Source organism: Bacillus sp. FSL R5-0447, assembly GCF_038606125.1.
Taxonomy (GTDB): domain Bacteria; phylum Bacillota; class Bacilli; order Bacillales; family Bacillaceae; genus Bacillus; species Bacillus velezensis.
In genome coordinates, this window is the sequence record NZ_CP152012.1 from 914,631 (window position 1) to 931,194 (window position 16,564).

General features: G+C 47.0%; 19 protein-coding genes. 11 read left to right on the forward strand and 8 right to left on the reverse strand.

Annotated features, from left to right (window positions below):
• Positions 1-5 precede the first annotated feature (5 nt).
• Together NYE68_RS04720 and NYE68_RS04725 are read right to left on the reverse strand one after the other, a co-directional pair.
• Entirely contained in the window at positions 6-1,199 is a 1,194-nt protein-coding gene (locus NYE68_RS04720) for an MFS transporter (protein WP_053573587.1), read from the reverse strand.
• Positions 1,200-1,535: 336 nt separating this feature from the next.
• Positions 1,536-1,751: a DUF1128 domain-containing protein gene (locus NYE68_RS04725; RefSeq protein ID WP_108702396.1), complete on the reverse strand. Its 216-nt coding sequence runs from the start codon at positions 1,749-1,751 to the stop codon at positions 1,536-1,538.
• Between the two features lie 155 nt (positions 1,752-1,906).
• Between NYE68_RS04725 and NYE68_RS04730 the strand changes: the two genes are divergently transcribed.
• Genes NYE68_RS04730 through NYE68_RS04745 form a run of 4 tightly spaced genes read left to right on the forward strand, consistent with a single transcriptional unit; the run spans position 1,907 to position 3,723 of the window.
• Positions 1,907-2,380, forward strand: coding sequence for a low molecular weight protein-tyrosine-phosphatase (locus tag NYE68_RS04730; protein ID WP_053573589.1), 474 nt, complete (start codon positions 1,907-1,909; stop codon positions 2,378-2,380).
• A gap of 13 nt (positions 2,381-2,393) precedes the next feature.
• Entirely contained in the window at positions 2,394-2,720 is a 327-nt protein-coding gene (locus NYE68_RS04735) for a hypothetical protein (protein ID WP_015239397.1), read from the forward strand.
• An 11-nt stretch (positions 2,721-2,731) separates the two neighbouring features.
• A complete protein-coding gene (locus NYE68_RS04740; protein WP_007408509.1) occupies positions 2,732-3,571 on the forward strand; it encodes a YihY family inner membrane protein in 840 nt (279 codons plus the stop codon).
• 8 nt (positions 3,572-3,579) lie between these two features.
• Positions 3,580-3,723, forward strand: a complete 144-nt coding sequence (locus NYE68_RS04745) for a hypothetical protein (RefSeq protein WP_017419116.1) — start codon at positions 3,580-3,582, stop codon at positions 3,721-3,723.
• A gap of 34 nt (positions 3,724-3,757) precedes the next feature.
• Here NYE68_RS04745 and NYE68_RS04750 read toward each other — a convergent pair whose 3' ends face one another.
• The gene (locus NYE68_RS04750) at positions 3,758-4,936 is read right to left on the reverse strand and encodes an MFS transporter (protein WP_025284425.1); all 1,179 of its coding nucleotides are present in this window, start codon (positions 4,934-4,936) and stop codon (positions 3,758-3,760) included.
• A gap of 158 nt (positions 4,937-5,094) precedes the next feature.
• Between NYE68_RS04750 and cax the strand changes: the two genes are divergently transcribed.
• Positions 5,095-6,150, forward strand: a complete 1,056-nt coding sequence (gene cax, locus NYE68_RS04755; RefSeq protein ID WP_007408511.1) for a calcium/proton exchanger — start codon at positions 5,095-5,097, stop codon at positions 6,148-6,150.
• 70 nt (positions 6,151-6,220) lie between these two features.
• Positions 6,221-7,015, forward strand: coding sequence for a YfkD famly protein (locus NYE68_RS04760; RefSeq protein WP_167409161.1), 795 nt, complete (start codon positions 6,221-6,223; stop codon positions 7,013-7,015).
• Between the two features lie 28 nt (positions 7,016-7,043).
• Here NYE68_RS04760 and NYE68_RS04765 read toward each other — a convergent pair whose 3' ends face one another.
• Together NYE68_RS04765 and yfkAB are read right to left on the reverse strand one after the other, a co-directional pair.
• Positions 7,044-7,877 carry a mechanosensitive ion channel family protein gene (locus NYE68_RS04765; RefSeq protein WP_014417200.1) on the reverse strand — a complete coding sequence of 278 codons (834 nt, stop codon included), beginning with the start codon at positions 7,875-7,877 and terminating at the stop codon, positions 7,044-7,046.
• Between the two features lie 6 nt (positions 7,878-7,883).
• A complete protein-coding gene (gene yfkAB, locus NYE68_RS04770; RefSeq protein WP_014417201.1) occupies positions 7,884-9,005 on the reverse strand; it encodes a radical SAM/CxCxxxxC motif protein YfkAB in 1,122 nt (373 codons plus the stop codon).
• A gap of 146 nt (positions 9,006-9,151) precedes the next feature.
• On the opposite strand from yfkAB, the gene NYE68_RS04775 reads away from it, so the two are divergent.
• Together NYE68_RS04775 and pdaA are read left to right on the forward strand one after the other, a co-directional pair.
• Entirely contained in the window at positions 9,152-9,337 is a 186-nt protein-coding gene (locus tag NYE68_RS04775) for an SE1561 family protein (RefSeq protein WP_003155558.1), read from the forward strand.
• Positions 9,338-9,437: 100 nt separating this feature from the next.
• Positions 9,438-10,229 (forward strand): delta-lactam-biosynthetic de-N-acetylase, encoded by a 792-nt coding sequence (gene pdaA, locus NYE68_RS04780; RefSeq protein WP_003155556.1) that lies wholly within the window; start codon positions 9,438-9,440, stop codon positions 10,227-10,229.
• Positions 10,230-10,263: 34 nt separating this feature from the next.
• Here pdaA and NYE68_RS04785 read toward each other — a convergent pair whose 3' ends face one another.
• The 3 genes from NYE68_RS04785 to corA all read right to left on the reverse strand — a co-directional run bounded on the left by NYE68_RS04785 (position 10,264) and on the right by corA (position 12,838).
• Positions 10,264-11,124, reverse strand: a complete 861-nt coding sequence (locus NYE68_RS04785; RefSeq protein WP_015417037.1) for an NAD(P)-dependent oxidoreductase — start codon at positions 11,122-11,124, stop codon at positions 10,264-10,266.
• A 50-nt stretch (positions 11,125-11,174) separates the two neighbouring features.
• Complete coding sequence (locus NYE68_RS04790) at positions 11,175-11,816, reverse strand: hypothetical protein (RefSeq protein WP_342494070.1); 642 nt, start codon at positions 11,814-11,816, stop codon at positions 11,175-11,177.
• A gap of 62 nt (positions 11,817-11,878) precedes the next feature.
• Positions 11,879-12,838, reverse strand: coding sequence for a magnesium/cobalt transporter CorA (corA, locus tag NYE68_RS04795; RefSeq protein ID WP_012117086.1), 960 nt, complete (start codon positions 12,836-12,838; stop codon positions 11,879-11,881).
• A 106-nt stretch (positions 12,839-12,944) separates the two neighbouring features.
• Here corA and NYE68_RS04800 point away from each other — a divergent pair, with 106 nt between their 5' ends.
• The 3 genes from NYE68_RS04800 to NYE68_RS04810 all read left to right on the forward strand — a co-directional run bounded on the left by NYE68_RS04800 (position 12,945) and on the right by NYE68_RS04810 (position 16,428).
• Complete coding sequence (locus tag NYE68_RS04800; RefSeq protein ID WP_031378890.1) at positions 12,945-13,808, forward strand: DNA-3-methyladenine glycosylase; 864 nt, start codon at positions 12,945-12,947, stop codon at positions 13,806-13,808.
• Positions 13,809-13,942: 134 nt separating this feature from the next.
• Positions 13,943-15,343 carry a 23S rRNA (uracil(1939)-C(5))-methyltransferase RlmD gene (rlmD, locus tag NYE68_RS04805; protein WP_015417040.1) on the forward strand — a complete coding sequence of 467 codons (1,401 nt, stop codon included), beginning with the start codon at positions 13,943-13,945 and terminating at the stop codon, positions 15,341-15,343.
• 785 nt (positions 15,344-16,128) lie between these two features.
• Positions 16,129-16,428 carry a YfzA family protein gene (locus NYE68_RS04810; protein WP_254003807.1) on the forward strand — a complete coding sequence of 100 codons (300 nt, stop codon included), beginning with the start codon at positions 16,129-16,131 and terminating at the stop codon, positions 16,426-16,428.
• Positions 16,429-16,564: the final 136 nt, after the last annotated feature.

Below are 16,564 nucleotides of genomic sequence, written 5' to 3' on the forward strand. Positions count from 1 at the left end.
AATAGTCAGGCTTTCATCACTTGCTTAAAGCGGATTCCGATAAACAATGCGAGAAGGGCGCTGACAACCGCAATTCCGATATCAAGCAGAAAAACAGGCGTCAGGCCGGCCGCTTTGGATATCGCTCCCGTTACAAGCGGAATGACAATAAAAGATAAGCTTGATGCTATATTAACAAAAGATGTGATCGTACCTTTATTTTTAGGGAATAAAACAGCCATAACCGTCATCGCCAATTGCAGAATGCCCGCAGTTGAAAGTCCGATGACAAAGGAGCTGATGACTGATACGGCCGGCTGATGAATGAAAATCAGAGCAAGCAGCGCGATTGCCGCGATCACAGGGTACAGCACCATTACCGTAATCGGCTGAATCACTCTGTTTAACAGCACGGCCAGCAATAATACGGACACAAGCGCACCGATGCTGTAATAGCTCAGCAATTTGACAGCCTGCACCTCAGGCATGCCCAAAACGGTTTGCCCGAACTTAGGAAGCCATACTTGAACGAGCATAAACAGCGCCGTAGATGAAAAGCCTAACAGAATGATCGCAAGGCCTTCACGCCATATCGACGGCTGTGATGTGAACGCGTCATCAGACGGAGAGGCTTCCGTCCGGCCGCCGTCTTCTTTTTGCTTATGATTCGGAAACGGAACTTTTAACAGGAAAAAGCCGTTCAGGAAGAAAATAATGCCCGGTACGAAAAACGTCCAGCCGTAAAACAAATGCCTGTCCGCAATAAACGCGATAAAAAACGGAAGCACCGTCGCGCCGATGGATACAAACGCTTTGATTAACACGGTTGCAGAGCTTGCGTTTTTCGGAAATCCTTCAATAAGCGCCGGATATGTCCCGGAATCCAAGAAGGAATTGGCGATCCCGGCGAAAATGGCGAAGATAAACGCGGCCGTATAGTTTGTCGAAAGCGGAATTCCGATTAGGAAAATCAGATACAGAAAGGCGCCCGACACGATAAACGGCCGTCTCCCGAATGTATCCGAAAGCTTCCCGGCAAACAGAAGCGAAATCAGCTTCCCGATCCCGATGGCGGAGACCAAATAGCTGACCCCGGCTGCGGATGTATGAAGCTGTTTTGATAATGCCTCCATATTGGATGCGATAATAATATTGATCATGCCCAGCAGGAAATAATTAACATAAAGACCCGCTGCCATTTTGGTGTATATGTTTTTCATGATGACATCCCCTAATGCGGTTAATAAAGAATTAAATTAATTTTTAAATTAACAAAAGCACAGAACCATTCCCCTTTATTGAACCACTGCCTTTCTTTGAAAACTGGTTTGATAAAACGGTTGCAGAGACAAACTTGAATAACGCTGATATCACAACGAGTATATCGTTCTACTAAATAAAAAAAGATAAGCGGCCCGCTCATTTAGTATATCGTTCTACCAAGTTCACAGTTACTATACTCCTTCTTTTTATATGTGTCAAACCGATGAACTTTTATTTTTCACTTTTTTAAATCAAAAAAAGACCCGCCGTTTTTCGGCAGGTCTGACATGGGTTTATTTTCTGAGAGAGGCGAGCTCCTCGGCAATGGCCTGCATTTCACTCGGGCTGAATGATGCTTTTTTCATGACCATTTGATGAAGGTATGTAAGATCTTCTATTTTTTCATCACTGAAATCTTCCGCTCTGATGACGCCGACATTGAGCATGTTGAGCTTTTGCGAAATGTCTTCAATCATTTTGTTTAACGTTTCTGTTTTTTGGCTCGGCAAATTCATGCATCCTTTCATGACCGTTTTCGTACCCTTTATTCTAACAGAATTCATTTAGAATAAAAGCTTATTTCCACAGCAGCAGAAAAGTTGCTAAGATGATGATAAGGTTTTTGATCCTCAAAATGCGGGGAAAGACTAGGGAGGTTATCGATATGATACATGTGTTGTTTGTCTGTCTGGGAAATATTTGCCGGTCGCCTATGGCAGAGGCGGTATTTTCTGATATGGTGAAGAAAAACGGGCTGAACGGGCAGATTAACATTGATTCAGCGGGAATCGGCGCCTGGCATGCGGGAAATCCGCCGCATGAAGGGACAAAGGAGATCCTAAAGGAGAAAGGGATCAGCGTAAGCGGCATCACGGCGAGGCAGGTGCGTGAGTCTGATCTGACCGATTTTGATTACGTCATTGCGATGGATGCAGAAAATATCGGACATCTGCGCAGCATGGCCGGTTATAAAAAAGCGGCGCCGCGTATTGCAAGGCTGCTTGATTATGTACCGGAGTCGGACCTTGCGGACGTGCCCGATCCGTATTATACCGGGAATTTCAGCGAGGTGTACGCTTTGGTCGAGTCCGGGTGCCGTCATTTGCTGGAGACAATAAAGAAAGACCATCATTTATAAGGGGGATTGACCGATGAAGCAGACACGCATCATGGCAAAAGCGATTCTGATCGGCGCTGCCGCCGGGGGAGCACTGTCCTTATTACATAAGCCGACAAGAGAGGCATGTTTCCGGAACATGGACGCGTGCAGGCAGCGTGCGGCATTCTACCGAAAACATCCTGAAGTGCTGAAACAGCAGGCATCTGCAAAACTTGATCAAGTGAAGACCATCGCCAATACCGTATCGGATGATCTGAGTTTTTTAAACGGCCAGATCACTAAGCTGAAGCAGACGACACCGCAGGTCATTGACCTGTTAAAAGAAACGAAGGAGCATTTTTCGAAAAACGATCATTGAGGTGGGATGTCATGAGTTTTATAAAGGAGCTGTTTGCAAGGTTTTCTCTCCATGAAGGACAAAGTAAATCGGCGGAGCTGGCGTATTTTTTCCTGCTGTCATTGTTTCCGTTAATGATTTTCATGCTGACGCTCACCGCCTATCTTCCCATATCGGCAGAAGACGTGCTCGGGGCGGTCGATCAATACGCGCCCGACAGCGCCATGTCTATGGTGAAATCCATAACAGAGCAAACGCTGAACAAGCGCAGCGGCGGGCTTTTGTCATTCGGGATTATCGCCGTCATCTGGTCGGCTTCGAATGGTATGAACGCGATTGTCAGAGCATTTAACCATGCCTACGAAGTCGAGGAAAACCGCTCATTTATCATCATTCGCCTGACCTCAATTTTTTTAACCATCGCGATGGTGGTTACGATTTTAATCGCATTGCTTCTGCCGGTGTTCGGCAGAGAAATCGGAATGCTGGCCGCAGATTTTATCGGCGCCTCCGGCCTGTTTTTGCAGGTGTGGTCGGTTGTCCGCTGGGGTATCAGTCCGCTTATCCTGTTAATCGTGTTTACCGCGCTTTACATTTTCGCGCCGAATAAAAGGCTTTCCCTCCGTTTTGTGCTGCCGGGAGCCGTATTCGCGGCAGCCGGCTGGATTATCGTCAGTATGCTGTTCTCATTTTACGTCGGCACCTTTGCCAACTACAGCGCCACGTACGGGAGCATCGGGGGAATTATCGTCCTTATGATCTGGTTTTATCTTACGGGAACACTGCTGATTTTAGGAGGAGAAATCAACGCGCTTTTACATAAACGTAAAAAGCTTCCTGATGAAAATCCGTACCGCGGGAGCAAGCTATAGAGGAACGGATGACGTTCAAGCTGAAAAACGGAGGGGAATCGATTATGACCAAGCATACGAAAAAAGGCGGAAGCCATAATAAACAAAACTCCAAAAACGGCCCGAAGAATAAAACAAGCGGAAGCGCTAACGGGCAGAACGGATACCACTAGAAAGAAGCCGCCTGACTCAGATCAGGCGGCTTTTTTATGAGGCCGGAAAAGAATGGGATTCGGATGCGGGACTATGCTTTGTTTTCCCGAAGACGAGCGCAAGCCAAATACAGACCAGAATCACCGTAATAAAGTAAAACAAGTTGGCGCTTTCAAACCGCTGCATATACCAGCCGCCCGCCACCGGGCCGATCATGCTGCCGAGGCTGAAGGAAATGCCGCAGAGCAGATTGCCCGCCGGCAGCAGATGGGACGGCAGCAGGTCGCTCATATAGCTGATGCCGAGGGAAAACATACTGCCGACCGCCATTCCCGCCGTGAAAAAGCAGCAGCCGATGACAGAAGGCGACGGAAACAGTCCGGCCGTCAAAAAGCAAAGGGCACCCGTTAATAAGATGACGAGCAGGACACGTTTTCTCCCGAATCGATCGCTTAATAAACCGAGAGGGAACTGGAATACAATACTTCCGATAGCAAAAGCGGGCAATATCAGCGCGACGGCATCAACGGATATGCCTAAACGCAGGGCGTACACGGGAAAGCTTCCGTTCAGCGCCGTTTCTAAAAAACCGTACCCGAAAGCCGGGAGAAAAGCGACCCAGCCGAAAAGAAGAGCGCGGTAAAACCGTTTTGCGCTGTTATCCCCGGATGTTTCATCCGGACCTTGCGCCGGGTACTCGTTACGTAAGACAAACACAAACAGCCAGGCGGCAAGACTGATACAGCCGGATACGATAAACGGAAGGGAAGGACTTGTTTTCACAAGAGGGACCATGAACGGGCCGACAGCGAATCCAAGCCCGAAGGACAGTCCGTACAGCGAAATGTTTCTTCCTCTGTTTCGGGGCGTTGACTTTGACGTCACCCACGTTTGGGTTGAAAAATGCAGCATATGATCCCCGATTCCGATAAGCAGCCGCAGAAAAAACCATAACCATATGGATTGAAGCCAAATAAAACTGAATAAGCTGATGATAACAAGAAATCCGCCCATGACCATCAGAGGTTTGAATCCGAGCTTGCGCAGCGGGGCCTCCATAAACGGCGACGCCAGAAGCACACCGATATAAAGGCCGGTTGCGTGAAGTCCGTTTATGGCTGCGGATTCTCCGTTCGTTTCAAAAATGACGGAGATCACCGGCAGAAGCATGCCTTGGGAAAATCCGGAGATGGAAACAAGCAGAACCAAAATAAAGAAGTACAGTCGTGACATCGCGTATTTCTCCTTCTTCAGTATCTTTCTTGATCGTACACGGATTTGTCGCGTCCGGCAACCTGAAAATGCCAATTCGGGCTGCCGCGGAAGTGTAATTGAGGGAGTTTTTGAGAAGGATATAAAAAGACTCATTCGAAAAAAGGAGCCAGGCAGATATGAATCGGATTTTTTTCTTTACGGCTGCGGCGGGAGTGCCGCTTTCAGTCATCGGCGGCCTGATGCACTGGCCGTCAGCGGTTTTGTTTATTATTTATTGCTTGACGATTATTGCGCTTGCAAGTTATATGGGGAGAGCGACCGAATCTCTTGCCATTATCGCGGGACCGCGGATCGGCGGTCTGCTGAATGCCACGTTCGGCAATGCGGTAGAGCTGATTATATCGCTTTTTGCCTTAAAAGAAGGGCTGACGGGCATCGTGCTTGCTTCATTGACCGGTTCGGTGCTCGGCAATCTTCTGCTCGTCGCGGGATTGTCGTTTTTTATCGGCGGTTTGAAATACAAGCGGCAGGAATTCAATATTCATGATGCCCGTCATAATTCTGGCCTGCTGATTTTTGCCATTATCGTAGCTTTTGTCATTCCCGAAGTGTTTTCCATGGATATGGGGGAAAAAAACAAGCTTGATTTGAGTGTCGGCATCAGCATCATCATGATCCTTCTGTACGTGGCAGCTCTTTATTTCAAGCTCGTCACCCATCGCGGTGTTTATCAGCCGAACCAGCCGGAGGCAAAGGAAGAAGAGGAGCAGCCTGAGTGGTCGGGGAAAAGAGCGACAGCCGTCTTATTTATTTCAACCATTATCGTCGCCTACATATCTGAAAACCTTGTCCATACGTTTCATGCGGTGGCTGAACAGTTCGGCTGGAGCGAGCTGTTTATCGGAGTGATTATCGTCGCAATCGTCGGAAATGCCGCAGAGCATGCGTCGGCGATTATTATGGCGTACAAAGACAAGATGGATGTCGCCGTTGAAATTGCGGTAGGCTCGACTTTGCAGATCGCCATGTTTGTGGCCCCGGTTCTTGTGATCTGTTCCATCTTTTTTCCGGTCAATATGCCGCTTGTATTCACATTACCCGAACTTGTCGCGATGATATCATCCGTCCTTTTGATGACGATGATTTCAAATGACGGTGATTCGAACTGGTTTGAGGGGGCTACGCTCCTTGCCGCTTATGTCATCATGGCGATCGGTTTTTTCCTGCTTTAACCTGTAAAAAATGCGGATAACAACGATTGCGGAGGAAAAGACTAAAGGAAAATGCTATAGAAAGAGTGATATGATGAGAAAGCTGTTTCATGCCACACTGATTCTGCTGTTATCCTTTAGTTTTTTCGCAACGCCGTCTGCCGGTGCAAAAAAACCGTTTAAAGTTCCCAACTCTGTCGTAAGCATTTCAAAGGAAAATACGTATCCGAATTCTTCACAGGACCAGCCGATGCTTCAGCCGAGCAAACTGGCAAAGGAATTGTTAGATACATCAGAGATCAACATCGAAAATCCGCATCTGATTAAAATGCTGAATGAATCCTCGGTTTCCGGTTCACCGCTTGCCATCGGATACCGGGCGACAATATTTCTCGGGAAATGGGCGCTCGGCTATCAATCGAACGAAACGGTCGCCAACTGGGAATATAAAAAAATCAACACAAACAGAGCGGATAACCGGGGCGGGCAGCAAACCGCGGTTATCTCATACGCCCAAGAACAGCAATACAAAATCAAAGGCGGGCTCACAGCGAAGGTGCCGAACGCAGAAGACGTAAAAAGCATGATGATGCAAAAAGCGATGAAGAAAACAAAACTGCCGCTCGCGTTTGAAACGGTTATCGGCGCAGGCACAAAACGCGATCAAACCTACAAAATTTCTCCGCAGCGGCTCGGCTACCTGCACGCCTACGCTCCGGCCGTTAATGAAAAAGGAAAAGTAACATACGGTGAAGTGTATTTGGTGCTGAAAGGCAGCAAGCGGAAACTTGTCGTCAAAAATGTGACTTCGCAAGGAATCGGGGCTTGGATTCCGGTGCAGGATCATGTCACATTCGGTTTTCAAACGACAGCGCAGCCGAGATAAATAAAAAAAGCTGATTCCGGTTCGGGAATCAGCTTTTTTGTGTGTGATACATTTCCTCAAGCAATTGCACATTGTTGTTGTACAGCTCCCGGGCAAGAACGCGTCTCACCGCAAGGCTCGCCGAGAAGTATTCTGTGTCTTGAACCATGCCTTTGACGGTAAATTCTATGCCTCTGGTTAATTTGTTCAGACTCATAATTCCATGCACTTGAAACGGTTCCGTCGCATTGAGAAATTCATCCCGTTTCAATGAATCGCGAAGCTCATCATTGAGCATGTCACACGCTTTTTCTAAGATGGCATATACCCGTTCAGGATCTTCCTTGTAACTGATCACGACGGACTCGGTAATCCGCATATAATCAATGTTATAGTTTTGAAGCTGTCTGACCTCACCGTTAGATATGGTAAGCAGCTTGCCGGTCCACTCACGGATCTGGAGGGAACGGAGTCCGATTTCTTCCACTGTGCCGTTGAACAGATTGTTAATCGTCACGTAATCGCCTTTATGCAGCTGGCGTTCATATATTAAAAAGATACCGGCCAAAATGTCCTTGATTAACGACTGGGCGCCGAAACCGATGACGATACCGGCAACGCCCGCCCCGGCTAAAATTCGGCCGAAATCATGAACAAATAAAGAAATGACGTAAAAGATAAAACCGATCGTCGCCGTATACTGGGTGATGGACCGGACGAGGCTCTCAATCGTCTTCCCTTTCCGTTCCTCTAAGAAATCTGTGCGTTTAAATAACACCTGAACAAAGCGGTTGATCAGAAAAACACCGGCGTAAAGCACGAGAGCGACGATGATGATCTCAACCACTTTGCTTTTCAAAATGTCCGTAATTGTCGTTTCCATCTTCTGTTAACCTCTGGCTTTTCGTAATGAAAAATCCGTGTCCTGATAATAACTGTTTTTGACAAGGACGTTCGGACCGAGGCACCGGACGTTTGTGCAGCGGCAGTTCAGCTCTTTGCTCAGCTTTGTCTGTCTCCACTTGTCATATGCTTCAGGAAGGCTGTCTGTTTTAATATTGCCGAGCGGCGGTGTATCGCCGAAATCCGTGACAATGATATTTCCGTCAAAAATGTTGACATTCAGGCGGGAGCGGCCGTCAGGGTCGTTTCGCACCGTAACGTTTTTCGCTTCCCGCAGGCGGCGGAGAAGCTTCTGGTCTTCTTCATCAGGACTGCATGCGTAAAACGGGAGCGTACCGAACAGCATCCATGTCTCTTCATCTCGAATGTCGAGCAGATGATGAATAGCCTGTCTCATGTCTTTCAGGCTGAGTGATTCAAGCGCGCTGGCGAAATCACTCGGATACATCGGATGGACTTCGTGCCGCTGGCATTTCATTTCTTCGGTAATTTGCCGGTGAATATGTTCGATATGCGGCAGTGTCCGTTTGTTGAGCATCGTTTCCGCTGAAACCATTACACCTGCTTCGACCAGCGTGCGGCTGTTTTCAATCATTTTGTCAAAATAGCGCGCCCGCTGTTCAAATGTCGGTTTCTTCTCCATCATCGCAAATCCGATGTCGGCAAAGTCCTCGACTGTTCCCCAGTTGTGAGAAATGTGAAGAACGTCCAAATAGGGAATAATCCGTTCGTAGCGCCCGATATCAAGCGTCAGGTTTGAATTGATCTGTGTGCGCACGCCGCGTTCATGGGCATATTTTAAAAGCGGGACGACGTATTCCTTTACCGATTTCAGCGAAAGCATCGGTTCGCCGCCCGTAATGCTGATAGAGCGTAACAGAGGAATTTCATCAAGCCGCTTTAATAAAAGGTCGATCGGCAGCGCATTCGGGTCTTTCGGCTGGAGCGTGTACCCGACGGCGCAGTGCTCGCATCTCATATTGCACAAAGTCGTCGTTGTGAATTCAACGTTCGTCAGTTTCATATCTCCATACTGGTCGACATCCATGTACGCTTCCCAAGGATCGTACTCCGGTGTGATCGGACGCAGTGTTGTGTTTTGTGTCATGACTATCTAACTCCTTTATAAATGGGGCATACTAACGTCTGCCAACTGTTAATTTTAGACCTGATCTGCCAAGATCGCAAGTAGCGGAACCATTGAAAAACGGCAAAAAATACGCTACCATTATAAAAAATGAATGGAGTGGAAGTATGGGGAATGCAGTAAACAGCAAAGATCAGCAGCTCGATTACCTGAAGAACAGACTCGATATGTTTATGAATGTCATTGATTCATTAGACCCTGAATCAACGGACGTTGAAGATATAGACCGGCTCATCGGCATGCTTGATGATCTGGAAGCAAAATACGAACGCTTTAAAAAGGATTGGGAATAAACCCCGGCGGATGCCGGGGTTTTTCTTTTTCCATAATGCGGCTGTATAAAAGGGCAGGGCCTACTGCAAAATAAGGAAAAATGCAGAAGGAGTGCTGGTCATGAAATGGTTTTGTTCAATTTGCTGCATGGCCGTTTTACTTGCGGGAGGCATCAACAGCGCAGAAGCCGTGCCGAATGAACGGATAAACTGGGGCTTTAAACGCAGCGTCAATCATCAGCCGCCGGATGCCGGCAGACAGCTGGACAATCTGGTCAAAAAATATGATGCCTTTTATTTGGGCAATACGAAAGAAAAGACCATCTATTTAACATTTGATAACGGATATGAAAATGGGTACACCCCGAAAGTACTTGATGTGTTAAAAAAACATCACGTCACGGGCACTTTTTTTGTCACGGGTCATTTTGTGAAAGAGCAGCCTGATTTGATTAAACGGATGTCAAAGGAAGGCCATATCATCGGCAATCATTCTTTTCATCATCCTGATCTGACGACAAAAACGGGCGATCAGATTCAAGACGAACTCGATTCCGTCACGGAAGCCGTGTACAACATTACCGGGAAGCGGGACAACCTATATCTCCGTCCGCCGCGCGGCGTATTCAGCGAATATGTCCTCAAAGAAACGAAGCGCCTCGGCTACCAAACCGTTTTCTGGTCCGTCGCATTTGTCGACTGGAAGGTTAACGAGCAAAAAGGGAAACAATACGCCTATGATCACATGATAAAGCAGGCGCATCCCGGCGCGATCTACCTTCTTCACACCGTTTCAAAGGACAATTCAGAAGCTCTGGACGATGCCATTACCGATTTGAAAAAAGAAGGCTACACGTTTAAAAGCATTGATGACCTGATGTTCGAGAAAGAAATGAAGCTGCCGCGCCTGTAAAAAACACCTCTCCTGGTAATGGAGAGGTGTTTTGTTATTTCAGGCATTTAATCAAAGCGGCCCAATCCAGATCCCCGAAGCCTTGTGCGATCCCGCTTTCAAAATGGCTCTTGGCCAGTTCGGCAAGAGGGAGTTTTGCGGAAACCTGTTCTGCGGCGGCGAGCGCCAGGTTGGTATCCTTCAGCCCTAAAGACATTTTGAAACCGGCCGGCTCAAATTTCTCCTCAGCCATGATCGTGCCGTAATTTTGATAGACGGGAGAGCCAAAGAGCGCGCCGGCGATTTCTAAAAATTGTTTTTGTTCTAACCCGTACTTCTCCATCATTAAGAACGATTCAGATAACGCCTCAAGCATGGACACCAGCAAGAAATTGACGCTGATTTTCGCGGCATTGGCCGTTTTTGTTTCTTCACCAGTGTCAAATACTTGCTGACTCAGGATGTTAAGCAGCGGTTCGGCCTTTTTCTTCGCTTCCGCCGGTCCGGCTGTGATGATGCGAAGCTCGGCCTTCTCGGCGGCATCGGGGCGGCCGAGGACGGGAGCGGCAATAAAGGACTGCCCTCTGCCCGAATGTGCGGCGGAAAGCTGTTCTGACAGCGCCGTACTGATCGTGCTCATTGAAATATGAATGCCGTTTTCAGATAACCCGGCAATAATGCCGCAAGCTCCGAAAGTCACGTCTGTTACGGCGTCATCGTCTGACAGCATGGACAGCACGATGTCCGCATGTTCAGCTGCCTGTCGGGGCGTTTCGGCATATTCTGCCCCTTTATCCAGCAGGTCAGCCGCTTTTTCTTTCGTCCGGTTATATACAGTCAGACTGTATCCGGCTTTCATGATATTTTCGGCGATGGGGCGGCCCATATTGCCGAGTCCGACGATGGCGATCTTCATTTGACAGTCCCTCCAATGAAAAGTTTTCCACCATTATACATGCAAAATGGTTAATCTGCTGTGTACAGGATTGCCACTTTCAGTTCAGGTTCTGAAGACCATCCGGAGTCTGAGGCGGCTTTCCCCTTATAAAATCCGGTAAATCGGGTTTTGATGATTGTTTTTGAACGGGGTTTTAACGTTTTTGGTTTGAATGTGACGTCCTTTATGTTTTCTGATAAATCCGGGGTGACAGAAATGGTTTGTTCCCCTTTTCCGTAATGATTGATATAAAGTGTGCAGCTCATGCCCGCTCTTTTTCGCTCAACCAGATGACTGCATTCGCTGCGGTGCTTCACATATTCGACAGCCTCTTTTTCGGGCGCGAACTGTTTTAAGGAAAAAACGGCATATTCGGTGGCAGGACTGATACCGGAAGCGGCCCCCATACTGAGAAAGATCAGAAACAGCCCCGCCGCGGGAAGCGTCCGCCTGAACGCGGCGGCACACCAGATTAACGCCGCAAAGTAAAGCACAACCCCGGGAATGACGGAGATATGGGCTCCATCTTCCGGCCAAGAGGAAAAGCCGAGTAACTCAAAGATGTAATCAGACACCGTACGGCCGTTATACAGCGGGGCAATGGACATGACACTGAAAGCCAGGAGGACAGAAGAAATGATTTTGTGAGAAAGGATGGTAACGGCGCACACCTCTTTACGTTTTTTTCGAGACTATCATGTTTTCTCAAAAAAAGAACAGCCGGCAGCCGTTCTTACTTGAAAATATTAAACCAGCCTTTACGGGCGAACCAAAACAGCATGGCGGCCACAAGAACGGCCATGACGCCCAAAACGATAAAATACCCGTATTTCCAGTGAAGCTCAGGCATGTTATCGAAATTCATGCCGTAAACCCCCGCGATGAACGTCAGCGGGATAAAAATGGTCGAGACGATGGTTAATGTCATCATAATGGCGTTCATCCGGTTTGAATTCAGCGTCACGTAGCTGTCCCGCAAATCTGACGTCATATCACGGTTTGACTCGATCAGCTCAGCCAGTTTTAACAGGTGGTCATAAATATCGCTGAAATACGCTTTCGTTTCACGGCTTTCTTTTACATGGTCAAGGCTCAAAATCCGGTACATTAAATCGCGCATCGGAATGATCGTCCGCCTCAGGTTCAAAAGATCAGTCCGCAATTCAAACACTTCATTCATTAAAGTGCCGTAAGATTTATGTGTTCTGCTGTCTTCAATTTCATTCAGCCGGTCTTCAATTTTGTACAGCACGGGGAAATATTCATCGACAAGCTGATCCATCATCATATAAGTGATGTGCCCGGGCCCTTTTTTGGCTAATCCCGGAGAAGCGAAAAACCGTTCTCTCACCTTTGAGACGCCGGGCGATTCGTGCAAATGGAAGCTGACGATGAAACGGTCGGACTGAAAAATGTCCACCTCTTCCATTTCCAGTGTGTCCGGGTTCAAGGCGTGGAGCACATAAAAACGGTAGCCGTCATAATGGTCGATTTTCGGCCGCTGCATATGCTGAAAGCAATCCTCGATCGCAAGCGGATGAAAGTGAAAATAATCACGCAGCAGCTCGGTTTCATGCATCTCAGCGCCGAAAAAATCAATCCAGTACCATGCGATGTCCGGTTGTTCTGTACGTGATAGGGGGATATTATCTAATATCTCATTATGTGTTGTGATTGCGGTTATATGTATCATAAACAACCCTCCGCCTGCCATTATATCATGCGGCGTTATGAAGAAAAGTATACGAATTGCCGCCCGGCCGCTTCATGATATACTTGGACAAAAAGGGGTGGAGCATATGTGGAAGGAAACGGTTTCGGTCACACCGCCGTATCATTTTGATAAAGTCCTTGAAAGGCTGTCGCTCGATCCGCTGAATGCGGTCGATCTTCATGCAAGATCAATCAAAGTGCCGCTCAGAACACGGGACGGCAAACTGTCCGTCATCACGGTTCAAGCGGAAGGCACCGCCGCAGACCCGGTCTTTCTCGTCAGCGGAGAAACGGACCGCGAGGAGATGATTGAACGGATCAAACACATTTTTCAGTGGGAGCAGCCGCTTCAGCCTGTGCTTGATCATTTCTCAAAAACAAATCTGTCGGCGCTTTTTGAGGAGCATGCGGGAACCCCGCTCGTCTTGGAATATGACGTCTACAACTGTCTCATGAAATGCATCATCCACCAGCAGCTCAACCTGTCCTTCGCTTTTACTTTAACGGAACGGTTCGTCCATGCCTTCGGTGAACAAAAAGACGGCGTCTGGTGCTATCCCGAGCCGAAAACGATCGCGGCGCTTGAGTATCAGGACTTGCGGGAGCTCCAGTTCAGCATGAGAAAAGCGGAATATGCGATTGACATTTCACGGATGATTGCAGAAGGAGCGCTCAATCTGGCGGAACTTACCCATTTATCGGATGAAGACATTATGAAAAAGCTGATCGCCATCAGAGGCATCGGCCCGTGGACCGTCCAAAACGTCCTCATGTTCGGCCTCGGCCGCCCGAATCTGTTTCCTTTGGCGGATATCGGCCTGCAAAACGCCGTCAAACGCCGCTTCGCCCTTGAGGATAAACCGTCAAAAGACGTGATGCTCCAGGTAAGCAGCGAATGGGCGCCGTATTTAAGCTATGCGTCCTTGTACTTGTGGAGAAGTATTGAATGATGAGGATTTTTGGAAACTTCCAGTGAAAAACATGAAGGAACCGCCGGCTGCATGTTATACTGAAAAGATGTGATATTTCAAATCAGCCGTTTTCCCATGAGAAAGGCTTTATATAGAAACGGAGAGAAAAAAACGTGAATCAACATCAAAAAAAGGCGCCTGCCGAATTGAAAATCGGACAGACATTTCCGCTGACCATCAAACGTCTCGGCATTAACGGAGAGGGCGTCGGCTATTTTAAGAAAAAAGTTGTCTTCGTTCCCGGCGCTCTGCCCGGTGAAGAAGTCGTTGCCGAAGCGACAAATGTGCAGCCGAAATTTTCAGAAGCACGCGTCAAAAAAATCCGCAAGCCGTCTGAACACCGCGTCACGCCGCCATGCCCGGTCTACGACCAGTGCGGCGGCTGTCAGCTTCAGCATCTGGCATACACCCAGCAGCTTCGCGAAAAACGCGACATCGTCATTCAGTCTCTGGAACGTCATACGAGATTCAATGTCGAAGAAATGAACATTAAAGATACGATCGGAATGGACAACCCTTGGAATTACCGGAACAAAAGCCAGTTCCAAGTCGGACGCTCGCAAAGCGGCAGCATCATTGCGGGCTTATACGGACTTGATTCTCATAAAATCGTTCCGATTAAGGAATGCATTGTCCAGCATCCGGCGACAAACAAAACAACGGGTATCGTCCGCCGTATTTTGGAAAAACACAACGTATCCGTTTATAACGAACGGACCAAAAAAGGCGATGTCCGCACCATCGTGACGAGAGTCGGTTTTGAAACAGGCGAAGTGCAGGTCGTGCTTGTCACCGCGAAAGAGACACTGCCGAATAAAGACGAAATCGTCAAAGCCATTCAGAACCGTCTGCCGGAAGTGAAATCGATTATTCAAAACGTCAACGGCGCGCGCACATCCGTCATTTTCGGTGACAAAACAAAAGCGTTGGCCGGAAGCCATGCCATTCAAGAAGTGCTCGGTGACGTGTCATTTGAACTGAGCGCCCGCGCCTTCTTCCAGCTCAACCCTGAGCAGACGGTCAAGCTGTATGACGAAGTGAAACAAGCGGCTCAGCTGACAGGAAAAGAAAAAGTCGTAGACGCGTATTGCGGCGTCGGTACGATCGGCATGTGGGTTTCAAGCGGCGCAAAAGAGATCCGCGGCATGGACGTCATTAAAGAATCAATTGACGATGCGAAGAAAAACGCCAAAAAACACGGCATCAAAAACGCGGCATATGTCACAGGAACAGCCGAACACTGGCTCCCGAAATGGACGAAAGAAGGCTTCCGCCCTGACGTGGTCATCGTCGACCCGCCGAGAACCGGCTGTGACAGAACATTTTTAGATACCATCAAAAAAGTAAAACCGAAACGCTTCGTCTACGTATCCTGCAATCCTTCCACACTGGCGAAAGACTTGCAGACGATGTCGAAGGACTATCGCGTCGAATATATTCAGCCTGTTGATATGTTTCCGCAGACGGCTCATGTGGAAGCCGTGGCGAAGCTTGTATTAAAATCGTCTAACTAAAATAAACAATTCGTAATCAGACCTGGATTTCGGTAAATTAAACATTTCCGATTTCCGGGTTTTTTTATGTTTTGTGCCCTTGTCCTATCTGTCTTTTGTCTTTATTTAACTGATAAAAAGAGTTGAAAAAACGTATGGAAAAGAAAGTGAAAAACAGCCAAGTAGGCTGCTTCACTTTCTTTTTTTCGTTTGGAAACGGCATTACAGACAAAATATGAAGATCTTGTTGTGAACCAGAAGCAATAACAAGTCGTTCATGTTCCGTGAATACTTGTAATCTCAGTTAATATTTTGTAAACTTCTTTCTTAAAGAATAAAGTCCCCGACACTCATCGGCACTTCTACTATTGGCGATAGTTGTAATAAATGATAAAAAGGAGGTGAAACCGAATGAGAGATATTGGAACCTCAACCACTGAACGAAGGTTCTGAAGCAGAAGGTGTAAAAGGCAAGGTTGCTTACTTACACTAATCACAACGGCAGTTGGAACATCTACTATTAGCAACAACTGTGGATAAAAGATCAAACACACTAAAAAAGCATGTTTGGTCGTTATACATGATATGAAAGCCTAAACAGGAAAAAAGGACCCCGATTATTTTCCTTATTCCCAAAGAAGAAATAAATCCGAGGCGGAAACGCAAGTGATAACAACTATTACAGTAATACCTGCAATGGTTATATCCTTAATAAGCAATTATTGCGACAATCATGCTTCATCATATAATGATGTTAGATTGACACTTGGCTAAAAAGTATTGCAGAAAAGGAAATGGATAATGAAATGGATAAAGTAAACAAAAAACGACCGTTGTATAAAAAAAGTTGGTTTCTCACGGTTTTGGCATTTTTAGTTTCACAGCTTTATTTTAATTTTGCAGAATTAACGGGATGGGGTCCTAATTATAGAGAAATGAATGGATTCCCAGCAAACATAGCTGAACTGGATTTCTTTCAAACATATCTTTCATTCTATGATAATCCATGGTTTAATACTGTCACTGTTTTCTTGGGGGTTTTCACTGTTATACAAATCATCACAGGTATAACAAAGGATATTCGAAATGAAAGCAATAACTTCTGATGCCTTATTTAATGATGAAAGAAAATGAACACTTTTTTATTAATCTTATGAATGAGACTGCGACACTTAGTCAGCAGTCTATTTTATTGGTTCTGGATCAGGATTACCGAATCGTAACCTTATACAAACTTTTATA